Here is a 23,508-nt window from a genome sequence, read left to right on the forward strand (position 1 = left end):
GGGTCAGACGCCGGCGGGCTGCGCGGCGCGGGCCTGGGGTGCAGGTGACGACGGTGCGGGGTCGTGCGCCTGGCTCGTGAAGGAGCGCAGGCGCAGGCTGTTGCCGACGACGAAGACGCTGGAGAACGCCATCGCGGCGCCGGCGAGCATGGGGTTGAGCAGGCCGAGCGCGGCCAGCGGGATCGCGGCGGTGTTGTAGGCGAAGGCCCAGAACAGGTTGGTCTTGATGGTGCCGAGGGTCTTGCGGGACAGGCGGATCGCGTCGGCTGCGCTGCGCAGGTCGCCGCGGACCAGGGTGAGGTCCGCGGCCTCGATCGCGACGTCGGTGCCGGTGCCCATCGCCAGCCCGAGGTCGGCCTGGGCCAGGGCAGCGGCGTCGTTGACGCCGTCGCCGACCATCGCGACGACCTTGCCCTCGGCCTGCAGCCGGACGACCACGTCGACCTTGTCCTTGGGCATGACCTCGGCGATGACCTGGTCGATGCCGACCTCGGCGGCGATCTGCTCGGCGACGGTCCGGTTGTCGCCGGTGAGCAGGACCGGGGTCAGCCCGAGTGCCTTGAGCTGGCGGATCGCCTGGGCGCTGGTCGGCTTGACGGCGTCGGCGACCACCAGCACGCCCCGGGCCTGACCGTCCCAGCCGACCGCGACGGCGGTCCTGCCGAGTGCCTCGGCGTCGGCCTTGGCCTGTGCCAGGTCGGGGGTGAGGTGCTGTGACCAGTCGGCGAGCAGCGACTCCCGACCGACGAGGACGGCGTGGCCCTCGACGACGCCCTGGACGCCCCTGCCCTCGACGTTGGCGAAGTCCTCCGGGGTCGGGAGCGTGCCGACCTCTTGGGTCGCGCCCTTGGCGATGGCCTGGGCGATGGGGTGCTCGGAGGCGTCCTCCAGCGCGCCGGCCAGGCGCAGCAGCTCGGTGCGGTCGACGCCCGCGGCAGTGACGACGTCGGTCAGGGTCATCTTGCCGGTGGTCACGGTGCCGGTCTTGTCCAGCACCACGGTGTCGACCTTGCGGGTGGACTCCAGGACCTCCGGGCCCTTGATGAGGATGCCCATCTGAGCCCCGCGCCCGGTGCCGACCAGCAGCGCGGTGGGAGTGGCCAGACCGAGGGCGCACGGGCAGGCGATGATCAGCACCGCCACGGCGGCGGTGAAGGCCGCGCTGAGCGGGTACCCGGCGACGTTCCACGCGCCGAAGGTCACCACGGCGATCGCGATCGCGATGGGCACGAAGACGGCGGAGACCCTGTCGGCCAGGCGCTGGATCTCGGCCTTGCCGGACTGGGCGTCCTCGACCAGCTTGGCCATCTGCGCGAGCTGGGTGTCCGCGCCGACGCGGGTGGCCCGCACCAGCAGCCGTCCACCGGCGTTGACGGTGGCGCCGGCGACGGCGTCGCCCTCGGTGACCTCGACCGGCACCGACTCCCCGGTGAGCATCGACGCGTCGACCGCGGAGGCGCCGGAGACGATGACCCCGTCGGTGGCGATCTTCTCCCCCGGGCGCACCACGAACTCATCGCCCACGACCAGCTCGGAGGTCGGGATGCGCGTCTCGACCCCGCCGCGCAGCACGGCGACGTCCTTCGAGCCCAGCTTCAGCAGGGCGCGCAACGCGGCCCCGGCCTGCCGCTTGGACCGCTTCTCGAAGTAGCGTCCCGCGACGACGAACATCGTCACCCCGGCAGCGACCTCGAGGTAGATGTTCGCAGCGCCGTCGCTCGGCTCGACGGCCAGCTCGAAGGGGTGCGTCATCCCCGGCATGCCGGCGGTGCCGAAGAACAGGGCGTACAGCGACCACAGGAACGCGGCGGTCGTGCCCACCGAGATGAGGGTGTCCATCGTCGCCGCGCCGTGGCGCAGGTTCGTCCACGCCGCCTTGTGGAACGGCCACCCCGCCCAGACGACGACCGGCGCGGCGAGCGCCAGCGACGCCCACTGCCAGTAGGTGAACTGCAGCGCCGGGATCATCGCCATCGCGATGACCGGGACCGACAGCACCACCGAGCCGGCCAGGCGCTGGCGCCACGAGGTCAGCTCCGCGTCCGGCTCCTCGCCCCCGTCGGTGTCGCCGCCGGCGGCCTCCTCCACCCGGGGAAGGGCCGCGGTGTACCCGGTCTTCTCGACCTCGGCGATCAGTGTCGTCGCGTCGATCCCGTCCGGGACGCTGACCCTGGCCTTCTCGGTGGCGTAGTTCACCGTGGCCGTGACGCCGTCGAGCTTGTTCAGCTTCTTCTCGATCCGCATCGCGCACGAGGCGCAGGTCATCCCGCCGATCTCGAGCTCGATGGCCGTGCCCAGCGACTGCGGCTGGGCCGAGGATGCAGACATTCGTTCCTCTTTCTCGGGTTCACCGGTGTCGCGGTGTCGCGGTGTCGCGGTGGTCCGGCCCTCGGGCCGGGGTCAGTGGCGTCCCATGAGCGCGGGGATCCGGCGCTCCATGCTCGTCAGACGCGCACCGCCGAGTACCCCGCCTCGTCGACCGCGGACAGCACGGCGGCGTCGTCGATCGGCTGGTCGCTCATGACGACGAGCCTGCCGGTCTGGGCGCTGACGTCGATCTGGTCGACGCCGGCGATCTGGCCGACCTCCTCACGGACGGACGTCTCGCAGTGCCCGCACGTCATGCCGGTCACGCGGTACTCGAGCTGGATCTGGTCCATCGGTCTTCTCCCTCGTCAGACAGGTCGAACGCAGTAAGGCCCGGTACGCTATACCCCCTCTGGGTATGTGTCAACGGGAGGCGGGCTGCCCGCCCGTGCGGATCGTCTCTCTCAGGCGCAGCGCGGGCAGTGCCGGGCCGACGCCGACAGCGCTGACGACGGCGCCGGCGGGGTCCAGTCCGGCGACGGTGAACGCGTCGGTGGCTGGGTCGCCGTCGACCACCGTCTCGGTCGCCGCGCCGCCGGGGTGGCCGATGACGGTGAGGCGGGTGCCGTAGGCGTCGCTGGTGAACGTGGGCAGGGCGTCGAACGGATCGGGCTCGGCGGGCGTCATGCCCAGGTCGAACAGGGCGGTCCGGGCCGCGTGCCTGCCCTGCTCGACGGCGAGCGCCCAGTGCCCACCCGACCGCGGCAGGCCGTCGGGGCCCAGGACCCGGGCCACGTCACCGGCGGCGTAGACACCGGGGGTGTGGTGCACCCGGAACCGGTCGTCGACGGTGATGCCGCCCGTGGCGGGCAGGCCGCTGCCCGCCAGCCACGCCGTCGCGGGCTCCGTGCCGTACGCGAGCACGGCCACATCGACGTCGAGCACCTGGCCGACGTCGAGCGACTGCCCGACGTCGAGCGACTGCCCGACGTCGAGCACCTGCCCGTCGTCGGTCAGCTCGAGCCGCAGGTCGCCGTCCGTCCACGCGGCCCTCGCGAGGGAGGCGCCCGTGACGTGGCGGACGTGGCGGTCGTGCTGCCCGGCGACCCAGGTCCCCACGGTCGGTCCCAGGTGACGGGTCATCGATGTGGGCGTCCGGCTCGCCACGGTGACCTCCGCGCCGGCGGCGTGCAGGACGCCGGCGACCTCCAGGGCGATGATCCCCCCGCCCAGCACCGCCACCCGTCGCGCGGGCGATCCCGTCAGGCCCGCGAGGGCGCGGAGTCGATGTGCGTCGGGCGCGGTGTGCACCGTCACGATGCGCTCGCGCGCGGCCGGGCCGGCCGGCCCCGCCCAGGTCCGGGGGGCAGCGCCCGTAGCGATGATGAGGGCGTCCCACCCCAGCTCGACCCCTCCGGCCAGGTTCAACCGGCGCCCGGCGGGATCGAGCGAGATCGCCGGGTCGTTCTCACGCCAGACGACGCCGGGCGTGGCGGCCTCAGGCAGCACGACGGCGTCGACGCCGAACTGGCCCTTGAGCAGGCCTTTGCTCACCGTGGTGCGGTTGTAGGGCGTGCCTGGCTCGGCGGTGACGACGGTGATCGCGCCGTCGTACCCCTGCGCCCGCAACGTGCCCACGGCCGCGGTGCCTGCAGCACCCGCACCGACCACGACGACGCCCGGTCCGTGTCCTTGTCCTCGTCCCATATCGTCCCCAGACTTTTGCGTGTTATACGGGTAGGGGGTACCTTCGCACACGACGCAGCAGCGGAGTCCCGCGGGAAGAGTCGCCGTCGCCACTGCGTGAATTGCGAGGCGCGACGCACCGGTCGCGACCGAGGATCCTGACCACACGAGGAGCACGCGATGACACACGACCACGACCACGACCACGGTGCCCACGACCACGGTGCCCACGACCACGGTGCCCACGACCACGGTGCCCACGACCACGGTGCCCACGACCACGGTGCCCACGACCACGGCGGACACGACCGCGGCGGGCACGACCACGGCGACCACGACCACGGCGGGCACGACCACGGCGGGCACGACCACCACCAGCACGGTGCGCACGGCCAGAGCGACGCGGCTGCCGGCGCGCCCGCCGAGGGCCTCGCGGAGTGCCCGGTGATGCCAGGCAGCATGGTGGTGAAGGAGGAGGCGGAGGCGGCCGGCCTCACCCGCGAGTACGAGGGCCAGACCTACTACCTGTGCTGCGACGCCTGCGTCCCGATGTTCGACGCGGACCCGAAGAAGTACGCCGTCGTCTGATCGTCCGGCTCTCCTCCGCAGGGCGCCCGCCCCCGACCGGAGCGGGCGCCCGGCTCAGGCGCCCAGCCGGCTGACCGTCGCCCACGCCTCCGGGACCAGCTGCTCGGTGACGAGCCCGTTGAGCTCGGCCAGCGGCACCGTCGTCTCGTAGACGCCCGCTTCGACCTTGTCCATGCGGAGCGACGTCACGAGGGCCTCGTCGTCGGCCAGGGCGGAGATGCGCGCGATGACGTCGCGGCGGCGGTCCTGCCACTGGTCGACGATCCGCACCGGCATGCCGAACCACCACGCCGTGATGTCGAGCTCGAACAGCTCGCTGACCTCCTCGCGCGGCACACGCCGGCTCCAGCGGCCGGCGCGCGTCTGCCGGAAGCCCGTCTCGAGGAGCGGGGGGCTGTCCAGCGCGAACACGACCGAGCGACCGCCGTCGACCAGGTCGGCGTCGAGGTAGCCGCCGTGCCACCGGGCGACCGGCCCCACGCAGCGGGACAGCGGCGCGCGGCTCGGGCGGGGGGCAGCGGCATGCACGACGCGCCAGCCCGACCCGATGTCCGCGTAGCGCCCGAGCAGTGCCGCAGAGCCGTCGTCGAAGACGCGGACGAGCTCGGCGCCCGGCGTGAGCCGGGAGTGGCGCAGCCACCACTCCGGGATGAGCGTCCCGAGCGCGCCGTCGCGGTACTGGAACTGGGGCGCCGACTCGAACCGCAGCACGTCGATCCACGGGGAGTCGGCCCTGAACGGCGAGTGCGGGTAGGCGAGCGCGTGCACGTCGACGAGCTGGGCGGGCGTCACGGCGAACGACACATCGACGGCACGCACGACGTAGCCGGCCACCCGGTCGTGCCCCCCGACCAGATAAGCGCGGGTCTGCTCGGGCGTGACCGCTTTCTGCAAGAGGGTCACGGGGCATCCTCGCGAGAGAGACAGGGACGAACCGGACGATCTTGACAGAAGGCGGCCACGACCCGCACGCACTTGACCCGACCGGAGTAGCGCGAGCGGTGGCGTCCCGTGCGAGTACTAGGTAATCTCTGCCCGCTTCGGTGAGACCCGGCGTCCGGGGTACCTCGGGTGCGACCCACAGGCCGTCGGCGTCGGCGCCCTCCCCAGGTCGGACCGCCGGGCGCCTGCTTGACTCGTGGCCTCGAGGCGGAGGTGCCCTGTGGCCGACTGGGAGTCGCTGTTCAGCACCAGCATCCCGGTGCTGGAGATCGTCCTTCGCGGCACGGTCACCTTCCTGGCGCTGCTGGCGCTCATGCGGATCGTGGGACAGCGGGAGTCCGGTGGGCTGGGCCTCACGGACGTGCTCGTGGTGGTCCTGGTGGCGGACGCGGCGAGCTCCGGGATGACCGGGGACGTCGACTCGATCACCGAGGGCCTCCTCCTCGCGTGCACGATCCTGTTCTGGAGCGTCGTCGTCGATGCGGCCGCCTATCGCTGGCCGCGGCTCGCCGCGATCGTCAAGGCCCGGCCGCGGCCACTGATCGAGGACGGGCGGCTCAACCGTCACGCGATGCGGCGCGAGTTCATGTCGCACGACGAGGTGCTGTCCCAGCTGCGGCTGCACGGGATCGAGGACCTGGCGGAGGTGCGACGCGCGTATCTCGAGCCGAACGGGATGATCAGCATCATCCGCAGCGACGGTGTCGACCCGGACGGCGCCCCGACGCAACCCCCTCACTGACCACGGATCCCGTGCCCGCCTGCGGTCGTGCGGGGGCGCTGAGCGACCCGCCTGGCGCCTGTGGCATACTTGAGAGCACAACAACTGAAGAAGCCACCGAACCGCGGCGGGAGAGCCCCGCTGTGCGGGGCGCCGAAGGAGCAACCTCCCCGGGAATCTCTCAGGCCCCCAGACCGCCGCGGCAAGGCTCCTCTGGAAAGCGACCCTCACGGGTTCACCGACGGTGCAAGCGGGCGCAGCCCGCGAAAGCTCTCAGGTCCGATGACAGAGCGGGGAGACATCACCCGCCTCGGCGTCCCTGGACGCCGCTGTCTCCAGGAGTTTCCGTGGCTCTCACCACCGACGCCCTCGTACGCGTCCACGACGTACCGCGTCCCCGTGCTGCGCCCACCGCGTCCGTCGCCACCGCGTCCGTCGCGACCGCGACCGTCCCCGCCCGCGCCACCACGGCCCCGACGCGCAACCGCCGCCTCGGCGTGGTCGCGATCGTCGTCTCGGCCACCGCGATGGGTGGCGCGGGAGTGTTCGGCCGGATGGCCACGCCGCCCGGCGCGGTGACCGGCGACGCCCTCACGCTCGGCCGCATGCTGGCCGGCGCCGTCGGGATGCTCGTCCTGCTCACGGCCGGTCGCCGGCTCGGTGCGCTGCGCCGGACACGCGTGACGCCGTCGGTCGTGCTCGGCGGGGTCTTCCTCGGGCTGTCGCTCGCCACGTACCTGTCCGCGACCGTGCTGATCGACCTGTCGCTCGCCGTGGTGCTGCACTACCTCGGGCCGGTGGTGGCGACGGTCCTGGCCCGGGTGCTGCTCAAGGAGCGCATCACCGGGCCCGACGTGGTCTCGCTCGCGCTGGCGGGCGTCGGCATGACGATCGCCGCGGGCCTGGTCGGGGGCGCGGCGCGTCCTGCTGCGACCGACGGCCAGACCCTCGGGATCGTGCTCGGGGCGACCTCGGGCGTTCTCTACGGCGCCGCGCTGTTGTGCTACCGCTACCGCTCGGACATGCCCGCGGACGTGCGCAGCTTCTGGAACTTCGCGTTCGGCGCGGTCGGGGTCGGGGCCATGGTCGTCGTGAGCCGTCCCGACCTCTCGGGCATGACCACGACCCACTGGGCCTGGGCGGTCGGCTTCTTCCTGATCTGCGGGCTGTTCGCCCTGAGCCTCCTGGTCGTCGCCGGCAAGCACCTGCGCGCCGCCGAGCTGTCCTCGCTGTCCTACTGGGAGATCGTCGTGGCGTCGGCCTTCGGCGCGCTGGTGTTCGGCGAGCCCGTCACGGGCCTGGCGGTCGTGGGGGCCGTGCTCGTCACGGTCGCGGCGGCCGTCCCGCTCGTGCGTCGCCCGGCTCGCCCGTAGCCGTCAACGGTCGCGGTGGTCGGAACGGTCGCGGTGGTCGGGACGGTCGAGGAGGTCGAGGTGGTCGACCAGCTCGGCCGCGAGTCCCGTGTACGACGCCGGGGTCAGCTCCGCGAGCCGCGTCGCCACGTCGTCGGGCAGGCCGAGGCCGGCGACGAACCCGCGCATGTCGTCCGCGGTGAGCCGCTTGCCGCGCGTGAGCTCCTTGAGGCGCTCGTACGGGTTCTCCATGCCGGTCACCCCGGCGACCGAGGCCGCGCGCATCGCGGACTGCACCGGCTCGCCGAGCACCTCCCAGTTCGCGTCGAGGTCCCGCGCGAGCAGCTCGTGGTCGACGGCGAGCGCGCCCAGCCCGCGCCGCACGTTGTCGATCGCGAGCAGCGAGTGGCCGAACGCCGGGCCGATGTTGCGCTGCGTGGTCGAGTCGGTGAGGTCGCGCTGGAGGCGGCTCGTGACGAGCGTCGACGCGAGCGAGTCGAGCAGCGCGCACGAGAGCTCGAGGTTCGCCTCGGCGTTCTCGAACCGGATCGGGTTGACCTTGTGCGGCATGGTCGAGGAGCCGGTCGCGCCCTCGACGGGGATCTGGACGAAGACGCCCATCGAGATGTAGGTCCACACGTCGGTCGCGAGGTTGTGCAGGATCCGGTTGAACCGCGCCACGTCGCTGTAGAGCTCGGCCTGCCAGTCGTGCGACTCGATCTGCGTGGTGAGCGGGTTCCAGGTCAGGCCGAGGTGCTCGACGAACGTGCGCGAGACCCCCTGCCAGTCGGCGCCCGGGACGGCGACGACGTGCGCGCCGTAGGTGCCCGTCGCGCCGTTGAGCTTGCCCAGGTACTCGGCGGCCTCGATGCGGCGCAGCTGGCGGCCCAGGCGGTGGGCGAGGACGGCGAGCTCCTTGCCGAGCGTCGTCGGCGTCGCGGGCTGGCCGTGCGTCCGGGCGAGCAGCGGCACGGCGCGGTGCTCGCGCGCGAGACCGGCGACCTGGGTCACGAGCGCGCGGGCGGCCGGGAGCCACACGTGCCGCACGGCCCCCTGGACCATGAGCGCGTAGGAGAGGTTGTTGATGTCCTCGCTGGTGCAGCCGAAGTGCACGAGCTCGCCGACGCCGGGGAGCACCGTGTCGGGGCCGAGCGCCCGGGGCGCGGCGGCGAGGCGCTCCTTGAGGAAGTACTCGACGGCCTTGACGTCGTGGACGGTGACCTTCTCGATCGTGCCCAGCTCCGCGATCTCGGCGGCCCCGAAGGTCGCGACGACGCCGCGCAGGTAGGCGACCTCCTCGGCGGCGAGGGTCGGCGCGCCCGGCAGCACCCGGTGGGCGGCCAGGTGGATCAGCCACTCGACCTCGACGTGCACGCGCTCGCGGTTGAGCGCGGCCTCGCTCAGGTGGTCGACGAGCGGGGCGACGGCCGCCCGGTAGCGGCCGTCGAGCGGGCCGAGGGCGATCGGCGGCTCGATCGACGCGAGGGGGACGCGCGTGCCATGGGTGAGCCCGGCGTCGTCGGTCACGGGGTCGGCGGGGGCGGGGTCGGCGGGGGCTGGGTCGGCTGCCGCCGCGTCGTCGATCGCGTCGGCGGGGAGGGGCGCAGAGGTCTGGGGCGTCTCGGGCACGGGAGCCATCGTCCCACGCACGTCAGACGGCGATGGTGTCCGGGAGCACGGCCGACTCGGGCGTGCGCCGCGCCGTCTCGGCCATCCCGACCCCGGCCAGGACGACGGCCGCGCCGACGAGCTGGACCGCCGTCATCGCCTCCCCGAGCACGAGCCACGCGGCGACGGACGCCGCGACCGGCTCGATCATCCCGATCAGCCCCGCGCGCGCGGCGCCCACGATCTTGAGGCCGATCAGCACGAGCGTGTACGGCACCACGGTGCCCAGCACGATGACGTAGGCCACCAGCGCCCAGAGCGGGAGGGTGACGCCCGCGAGCGCGCCCGGGAGCGCGACGTCGTCGGCCAGGATCGCGGCGTCGAAGGTCCACAGGGGTTGGAGCGCCAGCCAGAAGAGGCCCGCGAAGGCGAGCGACCACGCCTGCGTGGAGAGCGGGTCCCGGCGCGCGACGAGCCGCTCACCGAGCAGGTAGTAGGTGGCCAGCGCGATCGCCGCCCCGCCGGCCGCCGCGAGCCCGATCACGTCGAGCTCGACGCCCGCCCGCACCTGCGCCACGAGCGCCAGCCCGACCAGGCACGCGCCCAGCGCCCACCACACGCGCGCGCGCACCTGCTCGCCGAGGACGAAGCGCGCGAACAGCGCCACGAGCAGGGGCGCCGTGTACTCGACGAGCAGCGCGAGCCCGACGGGCAGCCGCGAGATCGCCACGAGGTAGAGCCACTGCACGAAGGCCATGCCGATGACGCCGAGGACAGCCATCGCGGCGATCTCGTGCCTGCGCAACCGCATGCGCCCGCGCAGGACCACGAGCGCGACGGTCACGAGGATCACCGCGGCGCCCACGGAGCGGAGCTCGACGAGCCGGGTGGGGCTCAGCCCGGCCTGCATCGCGAGCTTGGCGACGGTGCCGTTGACCGCGAACAGGATCGACGCGACGGCGACCGCGAGCACGCCGAAGGGGGCGGACGAGGGCACCGGCTGAGGCTAGCCGGTGGCGGAGGGTCCGAAGCGACCCGTCCCCCGGTCGCCGCGGCGGCTGCGCGTCCCCAGCGCCGCTCGCCCCACCGGCGACGACGCCCGACGCCTCCCTAGCGTGCGTCGGGATGCCCGGACGGTGGGCGGGATCGTGGGTGGGATCGGGAGGTGCGGGTGCGCGGGGAGTCGGGCGGCAGCGTGGTCGCGCACTGGTCCGATCCCGGCTGGGCCGGGTCGGTGCGCTCGGAGGAGGCCCGGCGCGCGGCGGTGCTCCTCGCGGCGGCCGACGACGCCGTCGCGCAGGCGCTCGCGCTGCTCCGAGCCGCCGACGACGTGACGTGGGCCTCGCAGGCAGCGGTGCGGTACCGCGTGGTGCTGGCCGACGCGGCGGCGGGGGTGCGGCTCGCGCGAGGCCGGCTGAGCTCGGCCGCGGCGGCGGTCGCGGCGCACGGCGAGGCGGTGCGCCAGGTGCGTGAGGCGCAGCGGTGCGACGTGACGTGCCAGCTGGCGGGCGTCGCGTCCCGTGCGGGCCTGTCGTGACGGCCGACGACGGCCCGGTGCTCCAGCCCGCGGACGCGCTGCCGCGCGGGCTCACCGTGTCGGGCGGCGCCGGAGCCGCGTTCGCCGACCTGGACGAGCTCCGGGGTGCGGCGGGCGCCCTGCTCGCGGCGGCCGGCCACCTCGACGACGCCGCGGCGGACGCCCGGACCGCTCGTGCCGTCGTCGACGGCGGGGGAGTCGAGTCCCCGTCGACCGCCGGCTCCGCCCGTGCCGAGCTCGACGCGCTGATCACCGGACCGCTCGGCCTGGTCGCGCGCGCGGAGCACCTGCGTGACCTGGCCCGGTCGCTCCAGGCGGCCGCGGCGCTGTACGGCGAGGCCGAGAGCTGGGCGGAACGGCTCGTCCGCGCCCAGCTGGCCGTCACGGGGAACGTCCTCGGTGGGAGCCCGGTGCTCGCGATGCTCGGTGGGCTCGTCGGCGGGGTGCTGGTCGTCGGCGTGGGCGCGCGGGTCGCGGCCCTCCTCGTCGGCGCGAGGAGGGTGCTGGGCGACCGTGTGCCGACGCTCCAGCAGGCGGCGATGGCGCTGCCGCTCGAGAACGCGACGCTCCTCCTGGCGGCCACCGTGCGCTCGCTCGCGCCCGGCAGGCAGGCGCCGAGCGGTTCACCGGTGCCCGACGCTGCGCGCGGACTCCACGTGCTCGACGGCGTCGTGGTCGAGGGGCTCCTGCAGGGGCGGCTCCCGGTGCTCGGCCGGCGCCCGCTCGAGGTGACGCCGCGGCTGGGCGCCACCCGGACCGGACCCCCGCCGGCCGACGCCGAGGCCGTGCTGAGCGGGATCGGCGCCCTCTACCCGGCGTCGGGCGGGACACCGGGGACGGTCGCGGTCACCCAGCTCGACCACCCCGACGGCTCACGCGGCTGGCTCGTGTCCATCCCGGGCACCCAGGCGGACGACCTCGCGTACGGGAGCAACCCGATGCGCATGGACACCAATCTGCGGCTCGTCGCGGGACTGCCCGACGACAGCACCGCGCTGGTCACCGAGGCGCTGGCACGGTCGGGTGCGGAGCCGGACGAGCCGGTCCTGCTCGCGGGGCACAGCCAGGGCGGCATCGCGGCCCTGGCGCTCGCGGGCGACCCGGCGTTCCGCGCCCGGTTCCGGGTCACGACCGTCCTCACGGCGGGCTCACCGGTGGCGACGACGCCGGCCGCGAGCGGCGTGCAGGTGCTCAGCCTCCAGCACCGGGGCGACGGGGTCACCGCCACGGACGGGCTGCCGTCGCCCGCGTCGCCCCACCACACGGTGGTCGAGCGCGACCTGAGCGAGTCGCTCGACCCCGCCGACCGGCTCGCGGGACTCAGCTTCGGCGGGGCGCACGGGATCGACGCCTACGCGCGGACGGCAGGCCTGGCCTCCGAGGCGGGCGCCCCGTCGGTCGAGACGTGGGAGCGGGCCGCGGCCGCGGTGCTCGGCGGCCCCGGGACGGTCGCGACCCACCGCGAGTTCACCGGGGTCGTGCTGCCGCCCGGCAAGGACACGCCGGTAGGGACCACGCGTCCCCTCAGCGCTTGCGGTTCGCCCCCGTGACCGCGCTGAGGGCGAAGCTCACGATCGAGATGATGAGGGCACCCAGCACGGCCGTCCCGAAGCTGTCGATGCGCAGGCCCCACGTCGTCTGCTCCGTGATCCACGCGGTCAGCATCAGCATGAGCGCGTTCACGACGACCGTGATGAGCCCGAGCGTGAGGATGTACACGGGGAACGCCAGGAACTTCACGACCGGCTTGACCACGGCGTTGACGATTCCGAACACGAGCGCGATCAGGCCGATGATCCCGACGCGCTCGAGCGTGGTGTCCCAGCCGACGATCTGCAGCCCGGAGAGCAGGACCGTGGCGAGCCAGATCGCCACGCCGTTGATGATGACCCTCAGCACGAATCCCATGTGCGGGATCATGGCACCCTCGCAGGCAGATCGGGACGTCGAGCAGGACCCTGATCGGTACGAACCAGCGATGGCATGCTGATCGCCGTGACCCGACCCCAGGTGCCGCTCCGTGCGGCCGTCGCCGATCTGCCGGCCTACGTCCCGGGCGCGCGCGTCCCGGTGGGCGCCGCGGCGTACAAGCTCTCGTCCAACGAGAACCCGTTCCCGCCCCTGCCGTCGGTGGTCGCCGCGATCATCGACGCTGCGGCGGACATGAACCGTTACCCGGACATGTACGCGACCGGGCTGACCGAGGCGATCGCCACGTCGCTCGGCGTGGCGGCCGACGCCGTCGTCCCCGGCAACGGCTCGGTCGCGGTGCTCGGCCACGTCCTCGCGGCGGTCTGCGAGCACGGCGACGAGGTCGTGCTCCCGTGGCGCTCGTTCGAGGCGTACCCGATCGCGGTCGCGCTCGCCGGCGCGCGGGCGGTCGCCGTCCCGGTCACCGGCGACGGGCGGCTGGACCTGGTGGCGATGGCGGCCGCCGTGACCGGGCGCACGCGGGTGGTGCTCGTCTGCACCCCCAACAACCCGACGGGCCCTGCCGTCCGGTCCGACGAGCTCGAGACCTTCCTCGCGGCGGTCCCGTCGGACGTCATGGTCGTGCTCGACGAGGCGTACCTCGAGTTCGTGCGGGACCCCGCCGCGCCCGACGGCCTCGCGGTCCACGCCGCGCACCCGAACGTCGTCCTGCTGCGTACGTTCTCCAAGGCGTACGGACTGGCCGGGCTCCGCGTCGGCTACGCGGTCGCGCGGCCCCGGCTCGCGCGGGGCATCCGCGCGGCGTCGACGCCGTTCGGCGTCTCGCACCTCGCCCAGATGGCAGCGATCGCCTCGCTGCGCGCGCAGCGCGAGCTGCTCGAGCGCGTCGACGCGCTCGTGGAGGAGCGGGTCCGCCTGCTCGCCGGGCTGCGCGCCCAGGGCTGGACGGTGCCCGACAGCGAGGCCAACTTCGTGTGGCTCCCGCTCGGCGACCGGGCGACGTCCTTCGCCGCCGACGCCGGGCGGGCGGGCGTCCTCGTCCGCCCGTTCGCCGGCGACGGCGTGCGCGTGAGCGTCGGCGAGCGTGAGGCGACGGACCTGCTCCTGGAGCTCGCGTCGACCTGGCGGCAGTGAGCGGGTCGGACGCGGGTCTGCCTCAGCGGTCGCCTCGGCGCCGAGACCCTGTCCGCGTGCTGGACGCGACGTCTCACCATTCGAAATTTTCCGGGAAGTCCTTGGCCGCGGCCAAAACCCGTCGCTAGATTTCCATTCGTGCCCACCGATCCGCTGACCGCCATGGCTCGTCGTGCCTGTTGTCGCTCGGCGGCTCGTCGCTGTCCCGAGCCTGGCGCGCGAATGCCCAGCGCGGGAATGCACTGCATGCGAATGCCCAGCGCGCACGCGCGCGGCTGAGGTAGCGCGCAGGCATCACCCCGCGACCCCGCGTCAGGCGCCTGACCGGGAGCGTCGTGTCGTCGCAGCCCCGGGGCACCCAGCCGCACACCTCGCCGCCGGCATCCCGTCGAGCATTCTCAGTTGCTGAGCCCGCACATTTTACCGGACGCACCCGTGGCCGAGTGTGCCCTTTCAGCAAGCATCCGTTTCCGCCACGGGCGACCTCGCGAACGAGCGCGCCAATTTCCCGGCGCGCCGGGACGTGGCCGTCCCCTTATCACCCCCGTCACAGCGCTTTCCTGAGGAGAAACCATGTCCATCGACACCGCGGCACCGGCCGCGACCCGCAGCAACGTCGCCTCGATCCCCGAGCTGGCGGACCACTGGAAGAAGCTCGACCTGCGGGAGATCCTGGCCCGCCCGGCCGCGTTCCTCTCGGTCAGCCAGTCCAACTCGCTCTACCGCGAGGGCGGCGTGCAGTACGCCGAGGGCCACGCCGAGCGGGGCAGCCTGCCCGCGACCATCCGCGTGGTGGAGGCGGCCCGCCAGGCCCCCAACTTCGTCTCCTTCAACTGGATCGGCTACTCCGTCTTCCGCGAGGACTACCCGCAGAGCGACTTCGACGCCGTGCAGTACGCGTCGTGGACGGGCGCCCTCGACGTCACGCCCGAGCAGAAGGCCTGGGACGACGAGCTGGTCGGCGACCTGCGCGAGCTCGTGCGCCCGGGGGACAACGAGCTCTACGAGAAGGCGCTCCAGACGGCGTTCGTCGGCACCGATCTCCCGCTCGAGCTCGCGCGGAAGAAGGTCGAGGTGCTCGTGATCACGGGGATCCACCTCGACTGGTGCATCGAGGGCAATGCGCGGGCGGCGCGCGACCATGGCCTCCTGCCCATCGTGATCGGGGACGCGACGGGTGCTCAGCGCGAGGACCAGGAGCCCGCGGCGTTCGAGCGGATCAACAACTTCTTCGCACCGGTCATCTCCTCGGAGACCTTCGCCGAGCTGGTGCGTCGCTGATGGGCAACGTCGGCCTCCTGCTCGTCGGTGTGGTGCTCCTGGTCAACGGGCTCGTGACGCTCGGCGTCGTCCCGGCGCGCAGCGCGGCCCTGCTCAACATCTTCGTGGGCACCGCACAGGTCGTGCTCCCGACGATCCTCCTGATCCAGGGCGGGACCGACCCCGCGGTCGTCAACAGCGTGTGGCCGAGCTACCTGTTCGGGATCACCTACCTGTACTACGGCATCGGCATCTTCCTGGACCTCGAGCCGCAGGGCTTCGGCTGGTACAGCGCGTTCGTCGCCGCCATCGCGACCTACCACGCCATCATCACGCTGGGCACGGACCCCGTCTTCGCCGTCATCTGGGCGACCTGGGCGGTCATGTGGTCGCTGTTCTTCCTGCTGCTCGCGCTCGGCAAGGCCCAGCTCGGCCGGTTCGCCGGCTGGTTCCTGGTGCTCCTCGGGATCCCGACCTGCACCGTCTCGGCGCTCTTCCTGCTCAACGACCGATGGAGCACGACGCCGACGGCCGGGCTAGGTGCCCTCGCCGCCCTCGCGGTGCTGACCGTCTCGTCGGTGGTCCTCGCCCGTTCCCCGCTGCTGCGGGACGGGGAGGAAGCCCCCGCGGCGTCGGGCCGGGACGCCGACGGGCTGGACCCGGTGGCGCCCGCCGTGGAGCAGCGGACGGAGCCGGAGCGGACGGAGGTGCTGAGTCCCGCCACGGCTTGATCGCGGGTGACCGTCAATCGGGCCGGGCGCCCGGTTGGCGGTCACGCGGGCGGGGGAGCAGCATCGGTACAAGCGGTGACCGCTGCCGTTGTACACGGGGTGTGACGACAACCTACGGTCCCGTAGCCTACGGTGTCGTAGGTTGGACGGAACCAGCGCGCCTCGGCGCAGCCCCCGCGAAGGAGAACCGCCGCGTGAGCAAGTCCGAAGACCGCTCGGACGTCGATCTCGTCCAGCTGCTCACCCCGACCGGGGAGCGGCTGGACCATCCCGAGTACGCACCACTCGTCGCGCACCTCGACGCCGCCGCCCTCCGCGGGCTCTACCGGGACATGGTCCTGGTGCGGCGCTTCGACAGCGAGGCGACGTCGCTACAGCGGCAGGGTGAGCTCGGGTTGTGGGCCCAGTGCCTCGGCCAGGAGGCGGCGCAGGTCGGCTCCGGCCGGGCGCTGGCCCCGCAGGACTTCGCGTTCCCCTCCTACCGCGAGCACGGCGTCGCGCACACCCGCGGCGTCGACCTCGCGGACGTGCTGCTGCAGTTCCGCGGCGTCGACCACGGCGGCTGGGACCCGAACGCGCACAACTTCCAGCTGTACACGCTGGTCATCGGCTCGCACACGCTGCACGCCACCGGGTACGCGATGGCGCTCCAGCGCGACGGCCTGGTCGGCACGGGCGACGCGGCGCGCGACGCGGCCGTCATCACCTACTTCGGGGACGGCGCGACCTCGCAGGGCGACGTGAACGAGGCCCTGGTCTTCGCGGCCGTGAACAACGCGCCCGTGGTCCTCTTCTGCCAGAACAACCAGTGGGCCATCTCGGAGCCGACGACGCGCCAGACCCGCGTACCGATCGCCGCCCGCGGGGACGGCTTCGGCATCCCCAACGTGCGGGTCGACGGCAACGACGTGCTGGCGAGCCACGCGGTCACGCTCGAGGCGCTCGAGCGCGCGCGGTCCGGCGGCGGGCCCACCCTCATCGAGGCCTACACGTACCGCATGGGCGCGCACACGACGTCGGACGACCCGACGCGCTACCGCTCGGCGGCGGAGGAGGAGCACTGGCGCCGGCTCGACCCGATCGACCGTCTCCGCGCGCACCTCGTCGCCGAGAGTGAGCTGCCCGACGACTTCCAGGCGGAGCTCGACGCCGAGGCCGCGGCCCTGGGGGCGCGCATCCGGGCCACGGTCCGCGCGCTCGGGAAGCCTCCGACCAGCCGGATGTTCGAGCACGTCTACGCCACCCCGCACACGATCGTCGAGGCGGAGCGCGCGTTCTTCGAGCGCTACGAGGCGTCGTTCGCGGACAGCGACCCGACCACGGCCGCCGCGGGGACGCACCCGCACGCGACCCATACCCCAGCGTCGCAGGACCCCGCGATGTCGCACGCACCCCAGTCCGCGGCCGGACGGAGCCTGTGATGGCCGTCGAACGGCTCACCCTCTCCAAGGCGCTCAACGCCGGGCTGCGCCGCACCCTCGAGACCGACTCCAAGGTGCTCCTCATGGGTGAGGACATCGGCCGGCTCGGCGGCGTCTTCCGCGTGACGGACGGTCTCCAGAAGGACTTCGGCGAGGACCGGGTGGTGGACACGCCGCTCGCCGAGTCCGGCATCATCGGCACCGCGATCGGCCTCGCGATGCGCGGCTACCGGCCGGTCTGCGAGATCCAGTTCGACGGCTTCATCTTCCCGGCCTTCGACCAGATCACGACCCAGCTCGCCAAGATGCACTACCGCTCGCGCGGGCGGATCGACCTGCCGGTCGTCATCCGGGTGCCGTACGGCGGCGGGATCGGCGCCGTCGAGCACCACAGCGAGTCGCCCGAGGTGCTGTTCGCGCACACCGCCGGCCTCCGGGTCGTCACGCCCGCGACCCCGGCCGACGCCTTCGTGATGATCCAGCAGGCGGTCGCGTCACCCGACCCGGTGCTGTTCTTCGAGCCCAAGGGCCGCTACTGGGACAAGGGCGACGTCGACCTCGGCATCACGGTCACCGCGGCGGGCACCGCCGACGACGCCGCGACCGGTGCGGGCGGTCTCGTCCCCCTGGACAGGGCTCGGGTCGCGCGTCCGGGCACCGACCTGACGATCGCGGCCTACGGCGCGACGGTGTCCACCGCGCTCAAGGCCGCCCAGGCCGCGGAGGCCGACAGCGTGAGCGTCGAGGTCGTCGACCTGCGCTCGATCTCCCCGCTCGACACCGAGACGCTGGTGCGGTCGGTGCGCAGGACCGGGCGCTGCGTCGTCGTGCACGAGGCGCCCGTGTTCTACGGGACCGGCGGCGAGATCGCCGCCCGCGTGACCGAGGAGTGCTTCTTCGAGCTCGAGGCGCCCGTGCTGCGCGTGGGCGGCTTCCACACGCCGTACCCGGTCAGCAAGCTCGAGCACGACTACCTGCCGGGGCTCGACCGCGTCCTGGACGCGGTCGAGCGCGCCATGGCCTACTGACGTCCGGGGCCGCCTGCGCTCGACCCCGTCTGCGCTCGACCCCCGCCTGCGCTCGACCCCGTCCGACCTGTGAACTCGCCAGCTGAGGAGCACCGTGCCGACCTTCGAGCAGTTCCGCCTCCCCGACGCGGGGGAGGGCCTCACCGAGGCCGAGATCGTGGCGTGGCACGTCGCGGTCGGCGACGAGGTCGAGGTGAACCAGACGATCGTCGAGATCGAGACGGCGAAGTCGCTGGTCGACCTGCCGAGCCCGTTCGCGGGCGTCGTCTCGGAGCTGCTGGTCGAGCCGGGCCAGACCGTCGAGGTCGGCACGCCGATCATCACGATCGACACCGACCCCACGGGACCGGCGTCCGCGCCGTCGGCTGCGACAGGCGACGTGTCCGACGCGGCGCGGGCACCAGGCGGCGTGTCAGACGCAGCGCGCGCACCAGGCGACGTGTCAGACGTAGCGCGCGCACCAGGCGACGTGTCAGACGTAGCGCGCGCTGGGGACCGCGCCGGGTCTGACACGTCGACGGCACCCAGCGAGGTGTCAGAGAGTTCGCGCGCCGGGGAGCGCGCTGGGTCTGACACGTCGGTGGAGGGTGAGTCGAGCGAGGCGGGCGCGGTGCTGGTGGGCTACGGCGTCGGCGGCCATGCGACCGCCCGGCGCGCGCGCCGCCCCGCGACCACCCCCGCCCTGCCCGCCGCCACCCCCGCACCGCCCGCCGCCACCCCCTCGCGCGAGCTGTCAGAAGCACGTGAGTCGCTGGCCTCACCCAGCTCTGACAGGTCCGCCCTCCCCGAGGTGTCAGACCGTCCGCGCGCTGGAGCGCACGTCACGCCTGACAGCTCGGGCGGCTCGGGCACGGCGGGCACGGCGGGCACGACGGCGGCGCACGGGTTCCGCGTCCGCGCCAAGCCGCCGGTGCGCAAGCTGGCCAAGGACCTCGAGGTCGACCTCGAGAGCGTCGCGCCGACCGGTCCGGGCGGGATCGTCACGCGCGAGGACGTGCTCGCCCACGCGGCGCAGGCCGAGGCGCGGACGCTCGCGACCTACGTGGGTGACGACCAGCCGTGGCTCTCGTCGGGCACGGTCTCGCCGGACGGCCGCGAGACGCGCGTCCCGGTGAAGTCGGTGCGCAAGCGTACGGCCGAGGCGATGGTCGCGAGCGCGTTCACCGCGCCGCACGTCACGGTGTTCCACACCGTCGACGTCACGAGGACGATGAAGCTGGTCGCCCGCCTCAAGGAGGACCGCGAGTTCGCGGACGTGCGGGTCACGCCGCTGCTCGTCGCGGCCAAGGCGCTGCTCATCGCGGTCAACCGGCACCCCGAGATCAACGCGAGCTGGGACGACGCCACGCAGGAGATCGTCTACAAGCACTTCGTGAACCTCGGGATCGCCGCGGCCACGCCGCGCGGGCTCGTGGTGCCGAACATCAAGGACGCGCACCGGCTCACGCTCACGGAGCTCGCGCAGGAGATCGGGAGCCTGACCTCGACGGCCCGAGCCGGGCGCACGAGCCCGGTCGACATGTCGGGCGGGACGATCACGATCACCAACGTCGGCGTCTTCGGCATCGACACGGGCACCCCGATCCTCAACCCCGGCGAGGCGGCGATCCTCGCGTTCGGCGCGATCCGCGAGCAGCCGTGGGTGCACCACGGCAAGGTCAAGAAGCGCTGGGTCACGCAGCTGGCGCTGTCGTTCGACCACCGGTTGGTCGACGGCGCCCTCGGGTCGCGGCTGCTCTCGGACGTCGCGAAGGTGCTCGAGGACCCCGCGCAGGCGCTCGTCTGGGGGTAGCGGGGTCGGGCTACGAGCCCACGACGTGGGGACGTCGGCCACCGGGTTCGGGGCCCTCGAGGAGTTCGGCTGCGACGTCGCCACCTCGGCGGTTCTCGCGCAGTCGCACCCACACCCCCAGGCCGACGAGCACGATGGCCGCAGCGACCTGAAGAGCGACCCTGGAACCGTCCGGGTTCAAGGAGAACAAGGCGGCACCGCGCACGTCGACGGGCGCGAGGAGCAGGATCGCCGCAGGGAGACCCAGGAAGACGTCGCGCCCCCGGAGGCCCAGGAGCAGCAGTCCGAGCGCCATGAAGGTGACCGGTCCCAGGAGTGCAGCGACCGGCCAGACCAGGATGGTGACCGCGGACGCGACCACGGCGAGAACGCCGTACCACTCGTCGGAAGCGTCCTCGGCGCGCCGACGCCGGGTGACGTTGACGCTCGCCCACATGAGCACGAACACCGCCGGCGGGACGTACAGCTGAGCCGGGACGCCGTTGCCGTGAAGGGCGGCCACCGCTCCGATCCCGAGCCCTACCCCGATCAAGGGCAGTGATCTCGCGTGCTCGAAGCGACGCGACCGGCGATCCGACGTACCCGACTCGGCCCCTGGGCGCATGCGGACACCTTGGTTCAGCCGGCGCCGTCGTGGCAAGGGTCACTCCGACCGCAACGCTTCGGGCGGCTCACCTCGTGCTGACAGCCGGCCGTCCCGCCGCGCCTACCCTGGACCCGTGAGCACCCGCTGGACCCTGTCGCGCCTCGTGATCCTCACGGCGGCCGCCGTCGCGGCGGTCGCGCTCGGGATGCTGTTCTCGGGGGCCGCGGGCCCGGTGGTGCTCCGCGACCCCGGCCCGCTCGTCCGCTGGGGCCTGCCGGTCACCCAGACTCTCGTCGAGCTCGCCGCCGCCCTCACGATCGGGTCGCTCGTCCTCGCGGTGTGCGTGCTCCCGCGCCGCGCCGCCCGGACCGCGGCGGCCGCCCAGCGCTCGGCCCGTCGCGAGAGCGTCGTGGTCGACGGGCGCGCCTACCCCGCCGTGCTGACGCTCGCGGGCTCCGCCGCTGTCGTGTGGACCGCGCTGAGCATGGTCCAGCTGGTCCTCACGTACGCGAGAATCGCCGGCCGCCCGATCGGTGGGCCCACGTTCGGCTCCGGGCTCGGCGTGTTCGTCGGCGAGATCGCGCTCGGCCGCACCCTGCTCGGCATCACGGTCGTCGCCGCCGCGACCAGCGCCCTCGCGCTCGTCGTCGCGACCCCGACCGGCGCCGCCTGGGCCACAGCCCTGGCCCTCGTCGCCCTGGTGCTCCAGTCGCAGACCGGGCACGCCGCCGGTGCGGCGGACCACGAGCTCGCCACCGCGTCGATGTTCCTCCACCTCGGGGGGGCCGCGGTGTGGATCGGCGCTCTTGCTGCCCTCGCCGTGCTGAGCCGACGCCTCGGGGACGACCTGGGCGCCGCCGTCGGGCGCTACTCCTCCCTTGCCGCGTGGTGCGTCGTCGCGGTCGCGCTCTCGGGGGCGATCAACGCGGTCGCGCGCCTCGGCGGCGTCGACGGGCTGACGACGCGCTACGGGCTGCTGGTCGTCGCGAAGGTCGTGCTGCTCGGCGTGCTCGGCGTGATCGGCTGGTCCCACCGCCGCGCCGTCGTGCCGCAGCTCACCGCCGACGACGGCACGCGGGCCCGGCGGGCGTCGGGCCTGTTCTGGCGCCTGGTCGTGGTCGAGCTGGCCGTGATGGGCGCGCTCTCGGGTCTCGCGGTCGCGCTCTCGTCGACGTCGCCGCCCGTCCCGCTCGAGCCGGCGACCGACCCGACGCCGGCGGAGATCGTCACGGGCCACCCGCTGCCGCCCGAGCCGACGGCGCTGCGCTGGCTCACGGAGTGGCGCTGGGACGTCGTGCTCGCGGGGGCGGCGGTCGCGGGGATCGTGGTCTACCTGCGCTGGGTCCACCGGCTGCGCGCCCGCGGCGACTCGTGGCCGGTGACGCGCACGGTGTCCTGGGTCGTGGGGATGCTCGTCCTGGGCTGGACGACGTCGGGCGGTCCGGCCGCGTACGGGCACGTCCTGTTCAGCGCGCACATGGTCCAGCACATGGTGCTCGCGATGGTCGTGCCGATCTTCCTGGTCGTCGCCGCGCCCGTGACCCTCGCGCTGCGGGCGCTGCCGGGACGGGCGGACGACTCCCGCGGCCCGCGCGAGTGGCTCCTCACCCTGGTCAACAGCCGCCTCGCGCGACTCCTCGCCAACCCGGTGGTCGCGGCGGTGAACTTCGCCGGGTCGATGGTGCTCTTCTACTACACGGACCTGTTCGAGCTGTCCCTGCGGTACTACGTCGGGCACCTCGGGATGGTCGCCCACTTCACGCTCGCGGGGTACCTGTTCGCGAACGCGCTCATCGGCGTCGACCCCGGTCCGCACCGGCCGCCGCACCCGCAGCGGCTCCTCCTGCTCTTCGCGACGATGGCGTTCCACGCGTTCTTCGGTGTCGCGCTGGTCAGCGGCGACGTGCTGCTCGTCGCCGACTGGTTCGGCAACACCGGCCGGCCGTGGGGCCAGTCGGCGATCGGCGACCAGCAGACCGGTGGGGCCATCGCGTGGGGGATCGGCGAGCTGCCGACCCTGGCACTCGCGGTGATCGTCGCGTTCTCCTGGGCGCGCGACGACGAGCGGACCGCCCGGCGCCGCGACCGGCGCGTCGACCGCGACGGCGACACCGAGATGGACGAGTACAACGCGATGCTCGGGCGCGTCGCGGAGCGCGACACGCAGGCGGCCGCGGCGGCCGAGGCGACGGAGGCGGCGCGGGCGCAGGCGGCCAAGGAGCGGCTCAGCCGACCCTGATCGTCCACCCGCGCCCGGACGAGGCCGGGGCCACCTCGAGCGACGCCGTGATCCCGAACGTCCGGTCCGCGAGGTCGGTCGCCCGGGCGCACGGGTCGATCGTCGAGCGGTCGAGCCGGATGTCCTCGGCGACCGCTCCGGCCGAGCTCAGGAGGAGGTGCGCGACGTCGTCGTCGTCGAGCGGGGGCGCGTCGCGCCAGGCGGCACCCAGGGCCGCCTCCACGTCGGCGACGGCGTCGTCCGGGCACACGAGCACGCCGCGGTCCCAGTCGACGTGGGTGACGTCGGTGAGCGTCACCTCCCCGGCGCCGGCCCCGGGCCCGACGACGAGCCGCAGCCGGCCAGGACCGCGGCGGCCAGGAGGGCGGCCAGACCGGCGGCCAGGAGCCTTGCCGGGCGGGCTGCCGGGCGGGCTGCCGGACGGGCTGCCGGGCGGGCTGCCGGACGGGCTGCCGGACGGGCCGCGAGGAGGGCCGTACCGACGGACGCGGTGCGCTCGTGAGCCGACCCCCGCGTCGCCCGGCGCTGCGGTGCACCCATGTGTGGACGGTACGCCCGTCTGCGTGCGCGCGGCCGTGGTAGGACGGTCCGGTGAGCACCGTGCCCCCCGACTCCGCCCCTGCCACCGCCGACGCCGCGGCCCC

22 protein-coding genes and 2 riboswitches are annotated in these 23,508 nt (G+C 73.6%); of the genes, 12 read left to right on the forward strand and 10 right to left on the reverse strand.

Annotated elements, in window-relative coordinates; translation table 11 throughout:
• Positions 1-3 precede the first annotated feature (3 nt).
• The 3 genes from HIR71_RS07240 to HIR71_RS07250 form a co-directional block, all read right to left on the reverse strand.
• Positions 4-2,328 (reverse strand): heavy metal translocating P-type ATPase, encoded by a 2,325-nt coding sequence (locus HIR71_RS07240; protein WP_169324395.1) that lies wholly within the window; start codon positions 2,326-2,328, stop codon positions 4-6.
• Positions 2,329-2,444: 116 nt separating this feature from the next.
• Complete coding sequence (locus HIR71_RS07245) at positions 2,445-2,660, reverse strand: heavy-metal-associated domain-containing protein (RefSeq protein WP_169324396.1); 216 nt, start codon at positions 2,658-2,660, stop codon at positions 2,445-2,447.
• Positions 2,661-2,730: 70 nt separating this feature from the next.
• Positions 2,731-4,014, reverse strand: a complete 1,284-nt coding sequence (locus tag HIR71_RS07250) for an NAD(P)/FAD-dependent oxidoreductase (RefSeq protein WP_282959249.1) — start codon at positions 4,012-4,014, stop codon at positions 2,731-2,733.
• Between the two features lie 159 nt (positions 4,015-4,173).
• Between HIR71_RS07250 and HIR71_RS07255 the strand changes: the two genes are divergently transcribed.
• The gene (locus HIR71_RS07255) at positions 4,174-4,581 is read left to right on the forward strand and encodes a YHS domain-containing protein (protein ID WP_169324398.1); all 408 of its coding nucleotides are present in this window, start codon (positions 4,174-4,176) and stop codon (positions 4,579-4,581) included.
• A gap of 54 nt (positions 4,582-4,635) precedes the next feature.
• On the opposite strand, the gene HIR71_RS07260 is transcribed toward HIR71_RS07255, so the two are convergent.
• Entirely contained in the window at positions 4,636-5,484 is an 849-nt protein-coding gene (locus HIR71_RS07260) for a hypothetical protein (protein ID WP_169324399.1), read from the reverse strand.
• A 259-nt stretch (positions 5,485-5,743) separates the two neighbouring features.
• On the opposite strand from HIR71_RS07260, the gene HIR71_RS17400 reads away from it, so the two are divergent.
• A complete protein-coding gene (locus HIR71_RS17400) occupies positions 5,744-6,265 on the forward strand; it encodes a DUF421 domain-containing protein (RefSeq protein WP_211373901.1) in 522 nt (173 codons plus the stop codon).
• A gap of 97 nt (positions 6,266-6,362) precedes the next feature.
• Positions 6,363-6,451: riboswitch (glycine riboswitch) on the forward strand.
• Position 6,452: 1 nt separating this feature from the next.
• Positions 6,453-6,543: riboswitch (glycine riboswitch) on the forward strand.
• Positions 6,544-6,591: 48 nt separating this feature from the next.
• Entirely contained in the window at positions 6,592-7,617 is a 1,026-nt protein-coding gene (locus HIR71_RS07270) for a DMT family transporter (RefSeq protein ID WP_211373902.1), read from the forward strand.
• A gap of 3 nt (positions 7,618-7,620) precedes the next feature.
• On the opposite strand, the gene purB is transcribed toward HIR71_RS07270, so the two are convergent.
• Complete coding sequence (gene purB, locus HIR71_RS07275) at positions 7,621-9,123, reverse strand: adenylosuccinate lyase (protein ID WP_311836164.1); 1,503 nt, start codon at positions 9,121-9,123, stop codon at positions 7,621-7,623.
• A 124-nt stretch (positions 9,124-9,247) separates the two neighbouring features.
• Positions 9,248-10,201: an EamA family transporter gene (locus HIR71_RS17405; protein ID WP_169324401.1), complete on the reverse strand. Its 954-nt coding sequence runs from the start codon at positions 10,199-10,201 to the stop codon at positions 9,248-9,250.
• Positions 10,202-10,375: 174 nt separating this feature from the next.
• Here HIR71_RS17405 and HIR71_RS07285 point away from each other — a divergent pair, with 174 nt between their 5' ends.
• Positions 10,376-10,741, forward strand: a complete 366-nt coding sequence (locus HIR71_RS07285; RefSeq protein WP_169324402.1) for a hypothetical protein — start codon at positions 10,376-10,378, stop codon at positions 10,739-10,741.
• On the forward strand, positions 10,738-12,291 hold the full coding sequence (locus HIR71_RS17410) for a PGAP1-like alpha/beta domain-containing protein (protein ID WP_169324403.1): 1,554 nt from the start codon (positions 10,738-10,740) through the stop codon (positions 12,289-12,291). Before HIR71_RS07285 ends, HIR71_RS17410 begins: the two co-directional genes overlap by 4 nt.
• Here the strand turns inward: HIR71_RS17410 and HIR71_RS07295 are convergent.
• Positions 12,266-12,649: a phage holin family protein gene (locus tag HIR71_RS07295; RefSeq protein ID WP_169324404.1), complete on the reverse strand. Its 384-nt coding sequence runs from the start codon at positions 12,647-12,649 to the stop codon at positions 12,266-12,268. The two genes, HIR71_RS17410 and HIR71_RS07295, sit on opposite strands and share 26 nt — an antisense overlap.
• A 75-nt stretch (positions 12,650-12,724) precedes the next feature.
• Between HIR71_RS07295 and hisC the strand changes: the two genes are divergently transcribed.
• The 6 genes from hisC (at position 12,725) to HIR71_RS07325 (ending at position 20,039) form a co-directional block, all read left to right on the forward strand.
• Positions 12,725-13,807 carry a histidinol-phosphate transaminase gene (gene hisC / locus HIR71_RS07300; protein WP_169324405.1) on the forward strand — a complete coding sequence of 361 codons (1,083 nt, stop codon included), beginning with the start codon at positions 12,725-12,727 and terminating at the stop codon, positions 13,805-13,807.
• A 573-nt stretch (positions 13,808-14,380) separates the two neighbouring features.
• Positions 14,381-15,088, forward strand: coding sequence for a cysteine hydrolase family protein (locus HIR71_RS07305; RefSeq protein WP_169324406.1), 708 nt, complete (start codon positions 14,381-14,383; stop codon positions 15,086-15,088).
• Positions 15,088-15,798, forward strand: coding sequence for an AmiS/UreI family transporter (locus HIR71_RS16780; protein WP_169324407.1), 711 nt, complete (start codon positions 15,088-15,090; stop codon positions 15,796-15,798). Before HIR71_RS07305 ends, HIR71_RS16780 begins: the two co-directional genes overlap by 1 nt.
• A 194-nt stretch (positions 15,799-15,992) precedes the next feature.
• Entirely contained in the window at positions 15,993-17,219 is a 1,227-nt protein-coding gene (pdhA, locus tag HIR71_RS07315; RefSeq protein ID WP_169324350.1) for a pyruvate dehydrogenase (acetyl-transferring) E1 component subunit alpha, read from the forward strand.
• Positions 17,219-18,247: an alpha-ketoacid dehydrogenase subunit beta gene (locus HIR71_RS07320; protein WP_169324408.1), complete on the forward strand. Its 1,029-nt coding sequence runs from the start codon at positions 17,219-17,221 to the stop codon at positions 18,245-18,247. Before pdhA ends, HIR71_RS07320 begins: the two co-directional genes overlap by 1 nt.
• Before the next feature lie 94 nt (positions 18,248-18,341).
• On the forward strand, positions 18,342-20,039 hold the full coding sequence (locus HIR71_RS07325; protein ID WP_169324409.1) for a dihydrolipoamide acetyltransferase family protein: 1,698 nt from the start codon (positions 18,342-18,344) through the stop codon (positions 20,037-20,039).
• Between the two features lie 10 nt (positions 20,040-20,049).
• Here HIR71_RS07325 and HIR71_RS07330 read toward each other — a convergent pair whose 3' ends face one another.
• Positions 20,050-20,541, reverse strand: coding sequence for a hypothetical protein (locus HIR71_RS07330; protein WP_169324410.1), 492 nt, complete (start codon positions 20,539-20,541; stop codon positions 20,050-20,052).
• A 217-nt stretch (positions 20,542-20,758) separates the two neighbouring features.
• Here HIR71_RS07330 and HIR71_RS07335 point away from each other — a divergent pair, with 217 nt between their 5' ends.
• The gene (locus HIR71_RS07335; RefSeq protein ID WP_311836159.1) at positions 20,759-22,864 is read left to right on the forward strand and encodes a bifunctional copper resistance protein CopD/cytochrome c oxidase assembly protein; all 2,106 of its coding nucleotides are present in this window, start codon (positions 20,759-20,761) and stop codon (positions 22,862-22,864) included.
• Here the strand turns inward: HIR71_RS07335 and HIR71_RS07340 are convergent.
• Entirely contained in the window at positions 22,851-23,162 is a 312-nt protein-coding gene (locus tag HIR71_RS07340) for a hypothetical protein (protein ID WP_169324412.1), read from the reverse strand. The genes HIR71_RS07335 and HIR71_RS07340 overlap by 14 nt on opposite strands.
• Positions 23,159-23,404 (reverse strand): hypothetical protein, encoded by a 246-nt coding sequence (locus HIR71_RS16405; protein ID WP_211373904.1) that lies wholly within the window; start codon positions 23,402-23,404, stop codon positions 23,159-23,161. Before HIR71_RS16405 ends, HIR71_RS07340 begins: the two co-directional genes overlap by 4 nt.
• Positions 23,405-23,508: the final 104 nt, after the last annotated feature.

The sequence above is a fragment of the Cellulomonas fimi genome (genome assembly GCF_012952065.1).
Taxonomy (GTDB): Bacteria; Actinomycetota; Actinomycetes; order Actinomycetales; family Cellulomonadaceae; genus Pengzhenrongella; species Pengzhenrongella fimi_A.